Origin of the sequence: Liquorilactobacillus oeni DSM 19972, from assembly GCF_001436275.1 — a bacterium.
In the GTDB taxonomy this organism is placed as follows: domain Bacteria; phylum Bacillota; class Bacilli; order Lactobacillales; family Lactobacillaceae; genus Liquorilactobacillus; species Liquorilactobacillus oeni.
This window is the reverse complement of record NZ_AZEH01000034.1, coordinates 72,938-90,399: the sequence shown is the minus strand read 5'-3', so window position 1 is coordinate 90,399 and position 17,462 is coordinate 72,938. Positions and strand designations below refer to the sequence as shown.

13 protein-coding genes and 3 pseudogenes are annotated in these 17,462 nt (G+C 33.6%); 11 read left to right on the top strand and 5 right to left on the bottom strand.

Annotated elements, in window-relative coordinates:
• Positions 1–112: 112 nt before the first annotated feature.
• The 4 genes and pseudogenes from FD46_RS04410 (at position 113) to FD46_RS04395 (ending at position 3,469) form a co-directional block, all read left to right on the top strand.
• Positions 113–712 carry a helix-turn-helix domain-containing protein gene (locus FD46_RS04410; RefSeq protein ID WP_057895977.1) on the top strand — a complete coding sequence of 200 codons (600 nt, stop codon included), beginning with the start codon at positions 113–115 and terminating at the stop codon, positions 710–712.
• A 524-nt stretch (positions 713–1,236) separates the two neighbouring features.
• Positions 1,237–1,462, top strand: a pseudogene (locus tag FD46_RS04405) (MazG nucleotide pyrophosphohydrolase domain-containing protein); the annotation flags it as partial.
• 32 nt (positions 1,463–1,494) lie between these two features.
• The gene (locus FD46_RS04400) at positions 1,495–2,022 is read left to right on the top strand and encodes an alpha/beta fold hydrolase (RefSeq protein ID WP_057895975.1); all 528 of its coding nucleotides are present in this window, start codon (positions 1,495–1,497) and stop codon (positions 2,020–2,022) included.
• An 877-nt stretch (positions 2,023–2,899) separates the two neighbouring features.
• A pseudogene (locus tag FD46_RS04395) lies at positions 2,900–3,469 on the top strand (site-specific integrase).
• 7 nt (positions 3,470–3,476) lie between these two features.
• On the opposite strand, the gene FD46_RS04390 reads toward FD46_RS04395, so the two are convergent.
• Positions 3,477–5,321, bottom strand: coding sequence for an MFS transporter (locus tag FD46_RS04390; RefSeq protein ID WP_057895974.1), 1,845 nt, complete (start codon positions 5,319–5,321; stop codon positions 3,477–3,479).
• A gap of 164 nt (positions 5,322–5,485) precedes the next feature.
• On the opposite strand from FD46_RS04390, the gene FD46_RS04385 reads away from it, so the two are divergent.
• The 5 genes and pseudogenes from FD46_RS04385 (at position 5,486) to FD46_RS04365 (ending at position 10,733) form a co-directional block, all read left to right on the top strand.
• On the top strand, positions 5,486–6,061 hold the full coding sequence (locus FD46_RS04385; RefSeq protein WP_057895973.1) for a TetR/AcrR family transcriptional regulator: 576 nt from the start codon (positions 5,486–5,488) through the stop codon (positions 6,059–6,061).
• Between the two features lie 242 nt (positions 6,062–6,303).
• Positions 6,304–6,987: a response regulator transcription factor gene (locus tag FD46_RS04380; protein ID WP_057895972.1), complete on the top strand. Its 684-nt coding sequence runs from the start codon at positions 6,304–6,306 to the stop codon at positions 6,985–6,987.
• Complete coding sequence (locus FD46_RS04375) at positions 6,977–7,978, top strand: sensor histidine kinase (protein WP_057895971.1); 1,002 nt, start codon at positions 6,977–6,979, stop codon at positions 7,976–7,978. Before FD46_RS04380 ends, FD46_RS04375 begins: the two co-directional genes overlap by 11 nt.
• An 81-nt stretch (positions 7,979–8,059) precedes the next feature.
• A pseudogene (locus FD46_RS04370) lies at positions 8,060–8,820 on the top strand (ABC transporter ATP-binding protein).
• A gap of 110 nt (positions 8,821–8,930) precedes the next feature.
• Positions 8,931–10,733: an FtsX-like permease family protein gene (locus tag FD46_RS04365; RefSeq protein WP_235805564.1), complete on the top strand. Its 1,803-nt coding sequence runs from the start codon at positions 8,931–8,933 to the stop codon at positions 10,731–10,733.
• 692 nt (positions 10,734–11,425) lie between these two features.
• Here the strand turns inward: FD46_RS04365 and FD46_RS10565 are convergent.
• From FD46_RS10565 to FD46_RS04345, 4 genes are all read right to left on the bottom strand, one after another.
• A complete protein-coding gene (locus FD46_RS10565) occupies positions 11,426–11,674 on the bottom strand; it encodes a hypothetical protein (protein ID WP_235805563.1) in 249 nt (82 codons plus the stop codon).
• Between the two features lie 439 nt (positions 11,675–12,113).
• Positions 12,114–12,587: an MFS transporter gene (locus tag FD46_RS04355; RefSeq protein ID WP_057895967.1), complete on the bottom strand. Its 474-nt coding sequence runs from the start codon at positions 12,585–12,587 to the stop codon at positions 12,114–12,116.
• Between the two features lie 223 nt (positions 12,588–12,810).
• Positions 12,811–13,068 (bottom strand): helix-turn-helix domain-containing protein, encoded by a 258-nt coding sequence (locus tag FD46_RS04350; RefSeq protein WP_057895966.1) that lies wholly within the window; start codon positions 13,066–13,068, stop codon positions 12,811–12,813.
• A complete protein-coding gene (locus tag FD46_RS04345; protein WP_057895965.1) occupies positions 13,019–13,264 on the bottom strand; it encodes a hypothetical protein in 246 nt (81 codons plus the stop codon). Before FD46_RS04345 ends, FD46_RS04350 begins: the two co-directional genes overlap by 50 nt.
• 398 nt (positions 13,265–13,662) lie before the next feature.
• Between FD46_RS04345 and FD46_RS04340 the strand changes: the two genes are divergently transcribed.
• Together FD46_RS04340 and FD46_RS04335 are read left to right on the top strand one after the other, a co-directional pair.
• On the top strand, positions 13,663–14,622 hold the full coding sequence (locus tag FD46_RS04340; RefSeq protein WP_057895964.1) for a D-2-hydroxyacid dehydrogenase: 960 nt from the start codon (positions 13,663–13,665) through the stop codon (positions 14,620–14,622).
• Positions 14,623–16,155: 1,533 nt separating this feature from the next.
• Positions 16,156–16,932, top strand: a complete 777-nt coding sequence (locus tag FD46_RS04335; protein ID WP_057895963.1) for an acetoin reductase — start codon at positions 16,156–16,158, stop codon at positions 16,930–16,932.
• Positions 16,933–17,462 lie beyond the last annotated feature (530 nt).

Below are 17,462 nucleotides of genomic sequence, written 5' to 3'. Positions count from 1 at the left end.
ATTTATGATATAATATCCTAAGATTATTATGATTTTTAAGATACGGCCGTATCTATAATTTAAAATTGTAAACTTGTTCGCTCAAAAATGCAAGTAGATTAGGTGAAGACTTATGGTAGAGAATGAACATCAAAAAAGACGACACGGAAAAAAGCTTGAATATGATTTGCTCGAAGCGGCATGGAATGAGTTTCGAGATAAGGGATATGATAAATTAACAATGGAAGGTATCTCGGCACGTGCCAAGACTACTAAAACGGTTTTGTATCGTCGCTGGCCGAATAAAGCTACTATTTTAATTAACGCTTTTAAAAAATTTGGGCCTAAGGTTAATATGAATCCAGTTGATACTGGAAATTTGCGTGACGATTTAATTACCATGATGAAACCACCAACTCAATTATTTGAAGTGTTAGGCAAAGATGCTGTGCAAGGACTGATCGCAGATCAAGTTGGTAATAAGATTTTTGGACTGTTTAAGCATATATCCGATGATGGGGCTTCCTTTACTAAAATAATTACTCCAGCGCTAAAGAGTGCTGATAAACGTGGCGAGATCAAATTAGACAAAATGGATCAGCATGTCATAAACTTACCAGTGATTATGCTAATTACTACAGTTTTATCACAGGGAATGCTATCAAAAGGGGATCTTATTGCTATTGTTGATGACATTGTCATGCCAGCGTTTACTCATAGTTTGGACAAATAAGGTTTTAAGATGGTGGTGCACTTTTCTAGTAGAGGTGGCGACTCATTTATATTAAGACGTTAAGATTGTCCCATAACTGGATCGGGGCGGTTTTTTGTTTGTGGCGCTTATCAATATATGTCAGCAATGTAATTAGAAACATGACCGAAAAGCAGCGAGTATCTGAAAAACGCTTATTAGCTGTGAAACCTTCTTGAATGGCATTTTCTATGTTCCCATAGATCTTACCTCGTAAGGAAAAAGACAGGTGCCACCCTTAGAACTTCTTGCTTGGTCTATTTTATACAGAGGAAATAGTTAACCGCATAGAAGCTGCTAGGTTTTAAACTGCCTTGGAATTAGTGTAAGTTCTGATTTGGGATGGAGTATAATTAGTTATAAAGAAAAAAATTTGTTCCAAAGAATCAGAAAAAAGTAGCTTGTTTCGAACCCTAGTAGTTAAAAATTCCTTGTTAGTCATTTCATCAAACATATTTTTTAAGGGATCATGGTAACCATTAACATTGTGAAAAACACATGGATTGGAATTATCAAGAGCTATTCGAGCCATTGAAATTGGCCGTGATCACTCTGGAGAAGCAAAACAAGCGCAAGAAGATTTACAAGATAATTCAACTGAAGAACTTGCCGATGTATTATGTATTGGATCAGGTTTTGATCCTGACCGATAAATTTGATATTGATCATGAAGCATTACTTAAACATAGTGAAACTAAATTAACAAAAAAATTTAAAAATGATAGAGACTAAAATAAAAGATAATAAGAATCGAGGAATCCATAATGAACGCCATTATTTTCCACGGATCAGCACCGCACGCTACGGCTGACAAATTTTGGTATCAGGATATTGCTCAGAGTTTAAATGATCGTGGAATTGCAACGATCGTTGCGGACTTACCAAAGCTTGATCAAGAGTCTTTAACAGACACATTGACTAAGATTAAAGAAATGAATTTGATAATTGATCAAAATACTATTTTAATTGGTCATTCAGCTGGGACTAACATTATCTTTGCTTTGCTAGAACAGCTAACAACTCCAGTTAAGGCTGTTTACTTAATTGCTGGTTATAGTAAATCGAATGGAATGAAGCATACGACCTTAAAGAGTTCATACGATTGGGATATCATTAAGAAAAATTCAAAAGAATTTTATATGTTTAACTCATTTAACGATCCTTTCGATTGTAATGAAAAACAAGGTAGGCTTTTATTTGATCGTCTAGGTGGAACGCTGATTTTACGAAATGATGGCCATTTTACACAAATACAGCAACCATTATTAATGGCATTGCTAAAGCAATATTAATATGGGAGTGTCTTTTTTGATAAATACTACAGCATCATTGCCGATGAAGTGAAGAAAAATGTTGATAGTATAGTTACAGAACTTAAAATTAAAAATATGATTTATTGGTTTTACTTCTTAAATATATAATTAACTTATATAAAATAAAATTGGAAAACTATTCTGATAATCGCTCTGTTCCCCAAATGATTAGTAGAACAATTATGGAAGCTTATCTGTATGTACTATTTTTAACTAAAAGTAAAGGGAACAAAAGAACTATCAGATTAAAAAGACAGCTTATAAACTAATTGCATGCAGAGATGAAATAGAAAAATGATCAATCCTTTATATGATAACAATTTTACTAACACAAGTAATCCTAAAGGCGTATTACAAAGAGAGAAAGCAAGAGAGTTAGTTAACAATTGAAACATAGGCAAAACAAAATTAAACGTCAAAAAAGCGCAAATCGATGAGAATATTAAAGATTTTCTAGATTAAAATACTATTAATCTTAAACTGAAGAAATTCAAATACTTTTATAACGTTACCAAAGATAGGAAGGAAAACTATCTACAAAATTTGTATGATTTAGTCTAGCTTTATACCTTAATGAAGGTAAGCATTATAATCTTCTTATACACTAAATTTCTAAGCGAGTACATGCAACTATAATATTTACGCTGAATATGACTCAGCGACTACTGAACCAAAAGTAACCAAGACGATAATATACCAATATCTATTGATGCTGTGTTTGCCGGACACGCACTCAAAAATATCGAAAGAATAACCCCTAATATCTATAATTTGGATATTGGGGGTCGTTTATTTGTAAAATGTAATTATAGTATGCTAATTTCAATAAAAATTTTCCGGAAAAGATAGCTCATTTATGCAACAGATTGTCTTACTAATCAAGATTCCAATGTATTAAAAGAAGTTCAAAACATGTTGCTTCATAATTTTAAAGCTGGGCGCCGTAATTACACTATTTTTCAAGTCGGCAAGGAAACTTCGCTACGTGTGAGTGACGGGACACATGGTGACCCCTTAACGAAAACGGAACCGTACGTCAGAGTATGTTTGTCCACGACCAGAAAAACGGTAAAGTCAACTTACTACTTAAAACCGGTTCAACAAGATTTGGTAGCTTACCAAGCATGGTGCCTTGAACACCATTCAGTCGCTGAATGGCTATTTTTTTCAATCCAACGCCCGGATCGTTGTATCACCGAAAAACAATTTTATAAAATCATGAGTAAAATGGGCGATTTTTTAGGTATTAATACTTAGGAACCCATACAATGCGTAAAGCCGGTACCTATCATATTGTATGTAATCTGATTACAACATTGGCCTAGTGGATCTACTAAATCATTCAAGTGAAGCCATGGCTTTAGCTTACTTAGGATTAGATCAAGTCAGTCAAGAAATCATGTTGGATCAAATTGATTTTGGGTAGTTCAATATTAATTTCTCAATTGTTTACGATCGGTTAGTAGGGCAATAGGTGATAGAACTAAAATAATTAACGCACTTAGTAAATAAGTATGACTAAAAGCGCGACTGATCTGTCGATTTTTAGTATGCTTGATTTTTCTTAAGGCATTAGTTAAAGCTTCTTTTTGTGCAAGTTGTTTGATTCCAATTAATAATTTATGTTGACCTTGGTTTATTTTTTGGTTGCCAACATTAATCTTTTTAGAAGCCTCTGTAATTTTGGCTATGGCGGCATCTTCATTTTCTAGCTTAACTAAGGAAAGTGTTAATTGCTGATTGCCGTTTTTTAGACCTTCAGTTGCTGCAGCAAGCTTCTTTTCTGCTTGATAAATCCGATGAAGATCGGTTCTCTTTGCAGGTTGCGGCAAATTAGCTTGAGATTTAGCAGCCCGTTTAAGTGCGCGTTGTAAGTTCTTTTGTTTATTTTTAGTGGTTAACCCAGCCGATCCGGTAGTTGTGAATAGCTTATTCAATTGTTGATGGGCCACTGTTTTCACTTGTAGTGAGAGCTGCTGTCGATTTACAATCTGAATCGCATCTTGATGGATATTTTGCTTAGCAGTATTGACATTATTATCAAGCACTGTAACTAGGATAGCAATTCCTAAACAAGTCCCAATTTGACGGGCCGCGTTAACAATCCCTGAACCAATCCCACTTTTATTCTTAGGTAAATGCTTAACTGAAGCGACTAAAGATACTGAAGAAAAACCAAAACCAACCCCATTAATCACGAGAAAGGTAATCATAATTACTTTAGGTGTTGTGGTAGTGATAAACGACAACAACAGTAAACTAGCAGCCATGACTAATAGTCCTATCAAAGTAACTGGGATCGCGTTAACTCGATCAAAAAGCTTAGTTCCTAATGGCATAGTGATCATAATGGTTAAAGAAACCGGAATAATAATTAGTGCCGCATGTAACGCAGTATAGTTCAAAACATCTTGTAAAAAATAATTCAAAATTAAAGTGGGGCTGACTAGAGCAAAGCCAGTTAAAAAGTAAACTAAGCTAGAAGCAGTTAATGTTTTTTCACGGAATAGATCTAATTCAAGTAATGGGTTCTTTACCTTGCTTTCTATAAAGATGAATAACCCAATGGCCAGTAAACTGCCACTGAGTGCACCTAAGATGGTTCCTGATTGCCAGCCGTATTGATGTCCTTCTAGTAGCCCAAAAGTTAAACCGCCCAAGCCTAAAGTTAAAAGGATAGTACCTGGCAAATCAATTCCGCCAGCTAAAGATTCATCATACGATTCTCTTATACAAATAGCAATAATTAGAAATGCTGCAATGGTTAAGGGTACATTAATGCCAAAGACCCAGCGCCAAGAAGCATATTCAATGATCACACCACCAATTGGTGGTCCCCCAGCAGCTGCTAAGGCGGTCACAGCTCCCACAATACTAGCAACTTTTGACATATTCTCTTTGCCAAAAATTTCGATCCCCATCGGCAAGACAATGGGGGTAATAATGGCGCCGCCTATACCTTGAAAAAAGCGAAAAACAATCAGTTCTGACAATGAAGTGGCTAACATACAAGCCGCTGAAAAGCCACCGAAGAATGCTAATCCTAGTAACATGATTTTTTTGCGACCATAACGATCAGCAATTTTTGAACCGGTGATCATAAATACCGCTAAAGCCAACGTGTAGATGGTTGCTACCCAACTTGTGTCAGTGATACTGGCATTGAAGTGGGTCATAATTTTGGGTAAAGCGATGTTGACAATGGTACTATCCAATGTCCCCATAAACATCGCAATCGTTAACCCGATAAAACTGATAATCTTGGTAGCTTTTGACATCCAATTGCACTCTCCTATCGGTAACACATGGATACATAAGAAACATTTGTTACCTTTATTTACGATTTATAGTATAATCAGCGATAAGGATTAACACAATCCTTATTTGCTAAGTGCTACAAATTGCTATAATTTGTCACCGATAAATAGGAGATGTCATCGAAATGAACGGAAAACAACGTATGGTTGAACAATCTAAGCAATGGTTATGTGATGCACTCATCAAATTGATGAAGACGGAAGATTTTCAAGACATTTCCATTACTGAAATTGCCCAAACAGCTGAATTATCGCGAAAAACGTTCTATCATTCTTTTAAAAGCAAAGAAGCCGTAATTAACTACCTATGTGATCAGTTATTCGATCAATATTTTGAACAGCTTGTCCAGCAGAAGCCCCAGGCTGGTGAAATTATGTTAAAGACTACTTTTGACATTTTTTTAAATTTCTGGTGGCAAAAACGAGATTTAATCCAATTACTGATTCGACAGGGTTTATTTGATCATATGAATGAAATCTGGCAACGCAAAGCTATCCCACGTTATAATCAGTTTGCTGCTCCTTGGCATATTAATGGTTCACCTATCCAAGTGAACTATATAATGGCCTTTCAATTGGGTGGTTTTACCAATATCCTGAGGGTCTGGTTAGGTCAAGATGATCCCGAACCACCAGACAAAATTAAAAATTTGATGTTATGGGCTGCTCGTCAACTAGCAGATAGTTTGAATTCGAATTAAGTAAAGCGCAAACTGATACGCTCTACTTAAAATTGTTCTAGAATTTCAGGGCCTTAATCTCTTGAACTTAGATCAGATCAACCAAGAGATAATGTTAAAGCAAATTAATTTTGGCTAACATTGAAGGGATCGCCCCCTCTTTTGTATATGTTTTTAAATCACATAACTTAGGAACCATAAAGGACAGAATAACTAAGGTTATACTAAACTGAAAGATGATGTTCCTAATTAAGGAGATAATGATGCAGAAAATATTTGTTATTGAAGATGACCGTACTATTCGCAACGAAATGGTACAATCTTTAAAAAAGTGGAATCTTCAGGCCGACTGGGTCCAAAGCTTTCAGAACATTGATTCTGAAATCAAACAGCAAGTTCCTGATCTTATCGTTATGGATATTACATTGCCATTTTATGATGGCTTTTACTGGACACAAAAAATTCGGGAGTTTTCCAAAGTTCCCATTATGTTTGTTTCAGCGGCAGAAATGGATCCTAACGCCATTCGGGCCATTTCCATCGGAGCTGATGATTATCTGACCAAACCGTTTTCAATAGCTGTGTTTGTTTCAAAAATTCAGGCTATTTTGAGGCGAACTAATCAGACCGACCATTTAGTCGAAGCAATCAACTTCAACATGTATTCTTTAAATATCATTACAAATGTGCTGAGCTTCCAAAAAGAATCTGTTAAATTGACGACCACTGAAAGCATCATTTTGAAATTGTTATTTTTGAACCCTGACCAAGTTATTTCAAAAAAAAAGATTATCAAAGCAATCTGGCAAAATGGGAACTTTACCGATGAAAATATTCTAAATGTCAACATGAGTCGACTTCGTAACAAACTGGGGCAGATCGGTTTAGCAGATAAGATAGTTACTGAGTACGGTAAAGGTTATAGGTTATTGGATGATGAAAAATAACACAAAACTGGTTTTTAAAATAATCATTTCTGAGTGGATCAATCTTGTTATTTATCTGCTATTTTTAGCACTGTTCTGTTTTATATGTATCCTTTACAAAGTAGACTTAAACGTTATCGGTGACTTGACCCGCTACACGATAATGCCATTTTTAATGATCATTGGTTTTCAAGTATATCGAAAGTATACCGATGTCAAAGCAACCAATACGTTGATTAAGGAAGAAAATTTTAAACGAATTCATCTCCATGGCTTTTATGGACGTTTGTATGCCCAGACACTCCAGAAATTTATGAAGCAAAAACTAACTGAAAATAGAAACTTGATGGAATCACTTAAAAATCGAGAAGACTACTTAATTTTATGGAGCCACGAAATGAAGACTCCGCTCACTTCCCTGTTAATGATTGCTGAAAATAATTCCTCTGTTCCAAGTGAAGAAGTTTCAGAAAAAATTGAATTAGTTAATTATCAGCTCAAACAACTCTTAACTTTTGACCGGTTGGATGACTTTAACCATGATTTAGTTTTTGAAAAAATTAACTTGTCTGACTGTGTTAAAAAGGTGATTCAGCAAAATGTTTCTTTCTTTTTGTCCCATGACGTCATGCCTAAAATCACTGTACCACCGGCAAAAATATTAACCGATTCAAAATGGCTATCAATTATTTTAGAACAGGTCATTACCAATGCTGTCAAGTATTCAGATAAAAATGGTATTGTTCAAATTAGCTTTAACGATGACACACTGACTATTGTGGATCATGGAATTGGCATTGCCAAAAGTGAGCTACCCAGAATTTTTGAACAGGGGTTCACCGGCAGTAATGGCCGAACTCATGGGGAAGCAACCGGTATGGGTTTATATATGGCTCAACGGATTGCTAAAATACTCGGTATAAAAGTTAAGGTTTCATCTATAGAGAATGTTGGCACAACAGTTAAGCTCTTTTTCAATTCAAAAAAATCACGACAAAATAACAAATTGTAAGATTCCTTAATGCATTGTAACTACAAAGCTTGGGGAATTTTTTTTATACTAAATTATGAAAAGATTTTTAGGAGGGGAAAAATGAGTTTACTAAATTTAAAACATATCAAAAAAGTATTTTCAGCGGTAACGAAAGTGAGGTTCAAGCACTAAAGGACATTAGCTTTTCAGTTGAAAAAAGTGATTACGTTGCCATTATGGGGGAATCCGGTGCCGGTAAGTCTACTTTGTTAAATATTATTGCGACTTTAGACCAGCCGACCAGCGGCGAAATCATGCTTAATGGAACTGACCTGAGTCATTTATCCGAAAATGAATCTTCCCAATTTCGCAGGGAGCATCTTGGATTTGTTTTTCAAAGTTTTAATTTACTTGATACTTTCAGTAATCGGGATAATATTTATCTTCCACTGGTACTATCAAAAAAGCCTCACCAATTCATGGACAATAAACTAAAGCCGCTAAGTAAAATTCTTGGTATTGAAAAGCTTTTAGACCGGCAGCCTTCTGAAATTTCAGGTGGGCAGAAACAACGGGTTGCCATTGCTAGAGCATTAATAACTGATCCTAGCATATTACTTGCAGATGAGCCAACAGGTGCACTGGATTCAAACAACAGCGAGAAAATTTTAAACGTCTTCGAACAAATTAATGAAAGAGGCCAAACAGTGCTCATGGTAACGCATAGTGTTCAAGCAGCAAGCTATGCGCAAAGGACCTTATTCATCAAAGACGGTAAAATTTACAACAAGTTATATCGTGGTGACCAAAGCAGAAACCAGTATCTTCAAAAGATTATCGATAGTCTAACTGCCTTGGAAAATAATGAGGAGGTTGACTAATGGTTCAGCTAAAACTCGCTCTTCACAATTTGGTTAAAAGTAAAAATCAAAGTTTACCTTTTATATTCTCAAATTCAATATGGGTCACTATCACTTATATATTTCTTTCAATGATTTATAACACTAATATTAAAACCAATTCATATGGGGCAGTTGCAAATTATATTCTAAAGCTGGGTTTGATATTTATTATTTTAATCGCTGCTTTATCAACATTTTATGCTGAACGCCTACTTAGTAAACAGCGAACACAAGAACTGGGTTTATACAGTATGCTTGGTCTTACAAGACGCCATCTTAAACAAATTGTTTTACTGGAAAATAGTTTATTCTACATGATCTGTATAATTATTGGCAGCGTCGCAGGTATTACTTTTTCGAAATTGGCTTTTATGAGTTTGGAATCTCTTTTGGGAACAACTTCACTTCATCAAAACTTTACATTACTGCCATTGATATACGTCGCCGCCATTTTTGCTGGTATTTTTATATTGATCATTCTCTTTGATTTCTGGGGATTAAAAAGGGTTAACCCGATTAATTTATGGGCTAAATCTTCCCAACCTGAAAAAGAGCCAAAATCACATACTCTACTTGCCGTCCTAGGCATTATTGCCTTGCTGATTGGATACTGCATTTCAGTGATGATTAAGCCAACCGGAGCTGCATTCGGTCAGTTTATTATCGCTATTGTACTCGTTGTTGCTGGCTCATATTTAGTGTTTATCACTGCAAGTATCAGTTTGCTTAAAATTCTCAAAAAGAATCAAAATTATTATTACAAACCTAATCACTTTATCTCGGTTTCGAACATGCTCTACCGAATGAAACAAAATGGCGCTGGATTGGCCTCAATTAGCTTGTTATGTACATCAATCTTGGTTGCCTTAATTGCGTCGGTATCGTTAGTCGAAGGACAAAATAATTTGATTAATCTTTGGAGCCCAGTAGACGTACAAATTGTATCAAAAGCTCCTCTTTCAACTACTGCCAAACAAACTATTCATAAACTTGCAAACAACTATCAAATCACAATGAGTCAGTCTCATATGGTAGCTGTCACAACACCTTCGATGGGGATATTATCAGGTAAACATTTTAAACCTCAATTCAACACAAAAACTGAATATACGTTATCTTCACTTGATCTCAGACAATACAACCATCTCCAAAATACTAACTATCACCTTAAGGATAACGAAGTATTAATGTATGCCCCCGGAACCAATTACTTGCAGCGTCACATAAGCGTTCAGGGAAGAACTTATAAAGTTAAACGAATTAAGAAGTTTAATGGGGCGTTTGTTTACAGTCATAATATATATAAATCTATCTTTATTGTGGCCGCCAACCCAACAATTGCCAAACAGCTTAATCCTCACTCTTACGTTTATGCTCAAGGTTTTAACACTCACGGAACCAAATGGCACCAGAAACAATTTGCCAATGCTGTTCAAAATGCTCTAAAAGTAGATCCAAGCAATTTTACTTCAAAATACATCATGAGAGACCTATTAAAAGCAATGTTTGGTAGTTTACTATTTATGGGAATTTTAATCAGCATTGTAATGATTTGTGCAACAACCATGATTGTTTACTATAAACAGGTTTCTGAAGGATATGCCGACAAACATAATTACCAGATTATGAGCAAGATCGGATTAAGCCAAAAAGAGACTAGAAAAGCCATCCAAAGTCAGGTACTGACGGTTTTCACACTCCCAATTATTGGGGCGATACTCAATCTGATATTTGCCTTACCGGCAATCAAAAGTGTGCTGACAATTTTTTCAATGTATGACTTGAAGATATTAGTTGTTGTGAGTTTTTGTACGATTAGTGTACTTATTATTAGTTACACTATCATTTATTTAGCAACAACTAATGTTTACAGGAACATCGTTTCTCACTAAAGTTTTGAATGATTCGCGATTGCTAGTTATGCCTGATTTAAACATCAAGTCAACTAACACTTATTTTAAAATACTAACTAGAAATCTTCTTTGAAACAGGGCTCAATAACTTTTAACAGCATCGAAACGTTATCATAGTTGAAATTACTGGTGCAAAAAAATCTATCTATGCATTAACACTACCTTTAGAGTTGCTTTCAGTTGTGTAAAGTATCAATTTTAAAAGATGGATTCTCTATTTTTGATAATTAATAAAGTAATGACTGCTAGAATTACTCAAAATTATATTATAAATATATGAAAATAATTTTAATAATACAGTACAGTAGATTATTAATCAATTAAAAACAATAAACTAGAAGGAACTTGTCTAGGATAATAAAATTAAAAAATTTAATCTGTGTTTATATCTTTATTTCCTGTGATAATCAATGATAAAAACACTTCATTGAACAGAAAAGAGAAATCCAATAATCAGTGGGGTCCCTTTTCAGTTCAATTTTTTTACAACCATATATAAAATTATTAAGAAAAACTGTAAATAAACGGATTTTTTGATCGAGAAAGTTATCAGTGAGATTGATGTAAATTTTGTAACATCATGTTTATTAGGTTTTATATATCTAGCTATTTAAAAATTACTTTTGAATCGAAGTTTTAAATATACAATTAAACTAATTATTATTTTTTAGCTATTTTGTAAAAATATTACTGTTTACTCTTTTTAAGAGGAATGTAGGGACAAACATCAAAATAATTCCTAGCAAGCTTACCAGAAAGCCTGTTTGAAATGCCTGCATTACATGATTAACGCGATCGTTGATTACTACTGAAACAACAGTAGCAATTAATGCTGTTCCAAATCTAGAGCCAAATTGCTCTAACATATTTTCTACAACACCAGTCTCAGCTAAGTATTTCTGTGGTAACCTATTGTACATTTCGGCACTAAAAGGAACTTTAATTGATTCAAAGAGGTTAATCCACGTAAGAATAAAACAGCTTCTACAGTCCACATATTTGTTGAGGAATCAATAAAGATCAATGGTATTGTCGTCGCGGCTAGTCCGATAATGCTAATTTGTAATAAACTTTTGCTCCCAGTAAGTGCAGCCATTTACCAAGCACTGGGCGAGTAATGATCCTTGAGGTAATAATGTTAAGCTTGCTTCAATGGCGTTAAAGCTCCGCCTTTCTTAGAAGTATAATGGGCAATATAAACATTGGCTCTAAAACACTGTAGTATTGTATAAAAAAGAACCAATATTAGATACGGTAAATTATTTATACTTGAATAAATTTAGTGGTAAAACTGATTGATGTTTGCACGCAGTATCGTAAATAAAATATGTGGTTGGTTACAGCAATACCAATAAGTGTCTATAGTTTGCTTTGTTCTGAAAGCCCATATAATAGACTTGCCAATAGCAATGGCCCTAATAAATCAAATTTATTATTTTCATTGAAGGGTGCAAATGCCGGTACATATTTAACCATCAATACTATAGCAACTACGGTAATGGAAATATTAATATCAAATAACCACTTCCACGACCAATTTTGTACGATAAAACCGCCAATAATTGGTCCAAATATCGGTCCTAGCATCATTGGTGTAGTGACAATTCCACGACCAACATTTTCACGATCTGCGATTTTTACAAGTAAAGTCTTCATGAGTGCTGTAATAATTTCAGCTGCTATTCCTTGTATTACACGTAAAGCAATAAATACTTGTACATTATTTGACAGTATGATTAGAAATGAAATTATCCCAAAAGCTAGTGTAGCAATAATCATGGTCTTTTTACCGTCAAAATGATTCAATAAGAAACTCGAAAATGGAATTGTCATTGCAAGTGAGGGTATAACCGGTCTCTCCCAACTGCAATACATTCAAAGTTGTATTAAAAGCTTAGGTCATACCTTTGTACAGCCATATTCATATCCAACATGGGCGCTATAGCACCCAAAGAGACTGCCTAAGCAGCAGCTAATAAAGATTTTGGTAATTTTTTCAAGGTTGATTTTTCATTTTTTGTTTCCTTGTAAACAAAAAATGTAATCCTTTTTAAGATTACATTTTTAGGCTATCCATATAAGCATTGTAAGTAGTTAGGAATGCCAGCATATCATCAAGTGTTGATTCTGGAACATGTTTAAAAACCTGCTTGTCACGTTGATAAAAATCTTCATGTAATTTTCGATGTTTAGTATCAACAGCAATACTCTTTTCTGTTAACTTGAAATAAATTTCTTTTTTGTCATCAGGATCCTGATAAACCTTAATTAGCTTTTTTACTTGCGTTTTTTGTAATTTTACTAATTGCTTCACGTGGCATATGGTATTTTTTAGCAAGTTTAGTAATATGGGCATCATTTATGTTGGCTATTAACTCAATGATCTCTATTTCTGAGAAAGTTAAGCCTGCTAATTTCTGTTTTACTATAGGCATATTATAAGCACTAATTTTATTGAATAAATCCGCCATATTGGCGATAAGTTCACTTTGTTTATCTTCTTTTGTCATGAATACTTGTATTGAATTTTTGTTTCCTGCGCAAGTATTAAATATTGAAATCAATTAAATGTGCGGAATAATTTGAATTTTACAATCAAAACATAAAACACCATTTTTATTAAATGACTATCTATTCCTTGGTGCCGAAGAGGAGCTTCAAACTTTATGCAGATGTTTGTCAACTTTTATCGATAATATTAATCAATAAGTCTAGTAAAATAGTTATGGTCTATAGTTTTGATTCTGAAAACATCATTATATTGTTACCACTTTAAACTATTCTGCATTGGAAGTATTGTTGTCGCAAGGCTTTTTTTGTCGCCATTATATTACCACTATAAAATCATGATTATCTTTTTTTGCTTTTTCTGTTGTACACTTAGAGCAAAGCTAATGGAGGTTATTTTATGAAGATTATACTCTTAGACGGTTATGGATTAAATAAAGATTTAAATTGGGATTTATTGAATCAATTGGGAGATTGTACCTTTTATGATCGAACACCAGTTGATGATAAAAATGAAATCTTGAAACGAATCGATGACGCTGAAATTGTAATCACACACAAGACACCATTAAATGACGACGTTATAAGCAGGGCTCCCAATTTAAATTATATCGGTATTATGGGAACTGGTTATGATGTTGTTGATATTAATAGCGCCCATAAAAATAATGTTGTTGTTACTAATATCCCTACCTATGCTAGTGACGCAGTGGCACAGTTTACTTTTTCCCTATTACTTGAAGTGACTGGCCAGGTCGGGCTTCATAATCGACTGGTTCATGATAATAAATGGTCAAAAGTTCCCGATTTCACTTTTTGGGATAAACCATTATTTGAAGTAAAAGGCAAAACACTAGGTTTAATTGGCTATGGTCATATTGCACAAAAGGTTGCTAAGTTAGGGCATGCTTTTTCTATGAACGTTATTTTTTATAATCATCGTTTAAAAAATGTATCTGAAAAGTGGATTAAACAAGTATCTCTAGATGAGCTTTTACGACAATCGGATGTGATTAGTTTGCATGTAATTCAGACACCAGAAACAATAAACCTAATTAATAAAACAACTATTGCAAAAATGAAGAGTAATGTTATTTTGTTAAACACAGCTAGGGGAAAATTAATTAACGAAGTCGATATGGCTAATGCTTTAAATAATAATCGAGTTTACGCTTTGGCAACAGATGTAGTTCAAAAAGAACCTATTAACAGAGAGAACCCTTTATTAAAAGCAAAAAATTGTTATATTACTCCACATATTGCTTGGGCTCCTTTTGAGACAAGAGAAAGATTATTAGATATTACGATAAATAATTTAAAAAAATATTTGGCAAAAGATCCTATAAACGTTATTGAGTAATTTAGTACTGTCCAAATAGAATTCTGATCTTTCTGAGAGTATGTCTTTATATCTTAACGGTTTATAAACGATAAAGAGCTTCTCAAAAACGTTGAAAGAATAATCCCTAATTGAAAAAATGTTTATCTAGGAGCTATAAATCGCAACAATGTCTTGCTATATTAATAAGCGGAAGAATAAGTATAAGTTTAAAAAACTGAAAATACAATCAAAAGGTGTTTTTATATTGGAATTTGAAAGTCAAAATTGTTAATCAATACCAGTACACAAATAAAAGTGGTCAAATTCTTTTGCAAGAATAATTAATAATCACCAAATTTTAGATTGAATTTCAAACAAATCAACAGCTAACTTTTTAATATATCTTTGCTGTTAGGTAAATGCTGATCTATATCCGTTTTGAAAGAAAAATGAGAGAAGATCAGTGAAAAAGCTCAAGAAGAACTCAAAGAGTTTGTGTAGCTGGAAGCGTCAGTTATAGTTGGTAAGGTTATCCTATCCTTTTCTTATTAATTTTGTAACACCAAGCATAGTGAAAAGAATCCCAAGTGCAACAATGGTAGCTTTAAAATTGTCAAATAAGGCTGACAATAGAAAGAGAAATCCTGCAAGTAGATATAAAATTGAACTTATTTTAGTTTTAGTCATTTATGTTAGTTCCTTCTGTATGATATTTATGGTCATTTACGTAATCAGCAAATTTTCTGTCTACTCAATAATGAGCTGATCAGCTTTAAAATACTTTTTAACAATGTGTCTTTTTGAATCAAGCGCCGTGAACATGTCTGCGAGCTTGACGTTTTTTATTGTATTTAGATTACCGTAAAATAAAAGCACTTTGTCTGATTTTTTGTTCAAATTTTGGTTTTATACTAATTATTACAAAATAATCCTTAATGATTAGAGTAATTAACTTGGCTGTTTGAGTCAATACTAGCCTTTAAAATTTTGATTAATTTGTTTAACCAATGTTCCAATCTTATTTTGTCTAGGTCGAGCCAACTTTTTTGATAATACGGTGGTCTTGCCAGTGGAGTTAGCAAACGAGAAAAAATATTTCTATAAAACTAACGAAAATTATTAGCGGAATAAACTCTTATCTGGCTTTTAATAGTATGTGGAGACCTTGTGAGATTAAAATGATTACTAAAACCCCAATGATTCCAGTTAATAATGATTTTGCACCGAATTTTAACCATACGAAACACGCGATTAATTCGAGTCCAAAGATTAAATATTTCAGCAAGTTCATCATCTCCTTAAATTTTAATAGCATTTTATCACAAATCAAAAATCTAGGTTATTCATCAGATTTATTAATTTAATTGAAGGTTTAATGCAATAAATTGTGTGAAATATTAAGATAGCTGCTTGCATATCATGTTTATTTTTAAACTTTTTAAATTTCTTTTGAATATCATAGTGAAGCAACTAAAAAAACATATAAACGCTTTCATTGTCTAATAATGTATGCTATGGTCTAGTTGTAAATTTTTATTTTTGAAAAGTAATTCAAAGATGGGAGGTTTTATCATGTCAAAAGTTGTAATGATCACTGGAGCTGCTCAAGGAATAGGGGCCGAAATTGCTGACCATCTATCAAAAAACGGCTTTGATGTCGCGATTGCTGATCTTGAACCACAAGCCTCAAAAGCAAAAGAAGTTATTGCTAAGATTGAAGAAAATGGTCAAAAGGCAATCTTTGTTCCAGTAGATGTAACTGATCAAACTGACGTTGCTAGTGCTATTGATACAGTTGCTAAAGAACTAAATGGTTTTGATGTAATGGTTAACAATGCGGGTATTGCTAAAGTAGATAAATTTGAAGATATTGATCCTAAAGACCTGGAGCTAAGTTTTAAGGTTAATGTTTTTGGTGTTGCTTATGGGATCCAAGCAGCAGCAAAGAAGTTCAAAGAATTGAGTATTCATGGAAAAATTATAAATGCATCGTCAATTGCTGGTATGCGAGCATTTCCTGTTTGGGCTACTTATTCAGCAACTAAAGCAGCAGTAAGCAGTCTTACTCAAGCAGCTGCAAATGAATTTGCACCAGACCATATCACTGTGAATGCTTACGCTCCAGGAGTTGTTGGTACTACGGGAATGTGGGATGAAATTGACAAAAAAATGTCCGAGATTAATGGCAAGCCTATTGGTCAAAATAAAAAAGACTTTATTAGTACAATTCCATTAGGCAGAACAGTAAAGCCAAACGATATTGCTAACATTGTAGACTTCCTTGCTAGTTCCGCTGCTGATTTTATCACTGGGCAAACATATGCAGTTGATGGCGGTGGATTATTGTAGTAAATAAAGTATTATTACTCTGATTTTTGATATAAAATTTACTATATTTTGTGCTATTGACTATGAGAAGCACAATACAAATATTTAGTAATAAAATATTCTAAAGGTGCTTTTATGTGTGCCCTTGCGGCACACATTTTGTTTGTGCCATATTAAGGATAACTTTGTATCAAAACGCAGAAGTGAAAGCGTGTAGTAGTTATAAACAGTACTAGGTAAAAGATGGAACTCAGATTACCAAATGAAAACGCACAAAAAACTACCATTATAGCTATGATCGAATACTTGAATAAATAATCCATATAAAAACATTCAACTTTTTTTTCAGTGGCAAACCTTTGTAGTTACTCGACTAGTTTTGTGTATATCTAGTAAATGCTTAAATTGGAATCTTTTTTTGAAGAAAATAATGACTTGAACATTTAAAAAAATGAAATTAATATTTCTAGAAATATTAGTTGAAATAATGCATTTGCCTTTATGAAAAATTTAATACATAAAAGATGTTCTGTCTCGGTTTCTAATGTCTA

Bases quoted from the DNA above. Each gene is read 5' to 3' on its own strand.
- FD46_RS04375 (WP_057895971.1), top strand. From the start codon at position 6,977: ATGAAAAATAACACAAAACTGGTTTTTAAAATAATCATTTCTGAGTGG.
- FD46_RS04390 (WP_057895974.1), bottom strand. From the start codon at position 5,321: ATGTCAAAAGCTACCAAGATTATCAGTTTTATCGGGTTAACGATTGCG.
- FD46_RS04380 (WP_057895972.1), top strand. From the start codon at position 6,304: ATGCAGAAAATATTTGTTATTGAAGATGACCGTACTATTCGCAACGAA.
- FD46_RS10565 (WP_235805563.1), bottom strand. From the start codon at position 11,674: ATGTACAATAGGTTACCACAGAAATACTTAGCTGAGACTGGTGTTGTA.
- FD46_RS04365 (WP_235805564.1), top strand. From the start codon at position 8,931: ATGATTTATAACACTAATATTAAAACCAATTCATATGGGGCAGTTGCA.
- FD46_RS04335 (WP_057895963.1), top strand. From the start codon at position 16,156: ATGTCAAAAGTTGTAATGATCACTGGAGCTGCTCAAGGAATAGGGGCC.
- FD46_RS04400 (WP_057895975.1), top strand. From the start codon at position 1,495: ATGAACGCCATTATTTTCCACGGATCAGCACCGCACGCTACGGCTGAC.
- FD46_RS04355 (WP_057895967.1), bottom strand. From the start codon at position 12,587: ATGACAATTCCATTTTCGAGTTTCTTATTGAATCATTTTGACGGTAAA.
- FD46_RS04345 (WP_057895965.1), bottom strand. From the start codon at position 13,264: ATGACAAAAGAAGATAAACAAAGTGAACTTATCGCCAATATGGCGGAT.
- FD46_RS04410 (WP_057895977.1), top strand. From the start codon at position 113: ATGGTAGAGAATGAACATCAAAAAAGACGACACGGAAAAAAGCTTGAA.
- FD46_RS04385 (WP_057895973.1), top strand. From the start codon at position 5,486: ATGAACGGAAAACAACGTATGGTTGAACAATCTAAGCAATGGTTATGT.
- FD46_RS04340 (WP_057895964.1), top strand. From the start codon at position 13,663: ATGAAGATTATACTCTTAGACGGTTATGGATTAAATAAAGATTTAAAT.